The sequence below is a fragment of the Micromonospora sp. NPDC047738 genome (genome assembly GCF_040642675.1).
Classification (GTDB): Bacteria; Actinomycetota; Actinomycetes; order Mycobacteriales; family Micromonosporaceae; genus Micromonospora.
The window spans coordinates 1-1,157 of record NZ_JBEYSO010000086.1 but is presented as its reverse complement, the minus strand read 5'-3'; the positions used below and the strand labels follow the sequence as shown (position 1 = coordinate 1,157).

The 1,157-nt window shown below is 69.5% G+C and carries 1 protein-coding gene; it reads left to right on the top strand.

Annotation, left to right across the window (positions count from 1 at the left end):
• Nucleotides 1-1,157: YncE family protein (locus ABZ783_RS37420; protein ID WP_357447988.1), on the top strand; the 1,157-nt coding region annotated here is incomplete at both ends.

Below are 1,157 nucleotides of genomic sequence, written 5' to 3'. Positions count from 1 at the left end.
TGTTGGCTGCCGTCCCGGTCCTGGTTCTGTCGGCCGGGCTGCTGGCCTGCACCGACCGGGCGCCTACTCGGGAGGCGGTGACCAGCCCGTCCGCCGGCCGGTCGGCGGACGGGTCGTTCGGGCCGCTGGTGTCGGGGATGCCGAGTTATCCGGCGGCCGGCAACGTCTACGCCGCGGCCGGCCCCGACCAGCTCGCCGCGCCGGTGCGCGGGGACCGGCCGCTGGTGTATGTGCCGAACACGAAGAGCAACGACGTGTGGGTGATCGACCCGGCGACGTTCACGGTGGTGCGGAAGTTCCCCGGCGGGCCGGAGCCGCAGCACGTGGTGCCCTCCTACGACCTGCGCACCCTCTATGTCGCCTCCAGCCAGATCCCCAACGGTGGCCTGGTCCCGATCGACGCCCGCACCGGCGACCCGGGCCAGTTCCGCAAGCTCGAAGACGTCTACAACCTCTACTTCACCCCCGACGGCAAACAGGCGATCGTGGTCGCCGAGGCGTACCAGCGGCTCGACTTCTACGACCTGGGCACCTGGCAGCGGGTGCGGTCGGTCCGGTTCCCCGAGTGCGGCGGCATCAACCACATGGACTACACCGCCGACGGCAAGACCATGCTGTTCAGCTGCGAGTTCGCCAACCGGATGCTCGTCCTGGACACCACCAGCCTCCGCAAACTGCGTGACTTCCGGCTCACCGAGGCCTCCGACGGCATGCCCCAGGACACCCGACTCACCCCCGACGGGCAACACTTCCTCGTCGCCGACATGCACGCCCACGGCGTGTACGTCTTCGACGGCCAGGCCACCCGCCAGACCGGATTCATCCGCACCGGCCGAGGCGCCCACGGCATCTACTTCAGCCGCGACGCCCGACTCGCCTACGTCACCAACCGCGACGAAGGCAGCGTCACCGTCCTCGACCTGACCACCCTGAAACCCACCACAACCTGGCGGATCCCCGGCGGCGGCAGCCCCGACATGGGCGGCCTCTCCGCCGACGGCAAACAACTCTGGCTCTCCGGCCGCTACCACGACGAGGTATACGTCCTCAACACCGACAACGGCAAACTACTAGCCCGAATCCCCGTCGGCCGCGGCCCACACGGCCTCACCATCTGGCCCCAACCCGGCCGCTACTCCCTCGGCCACACCGGAAAC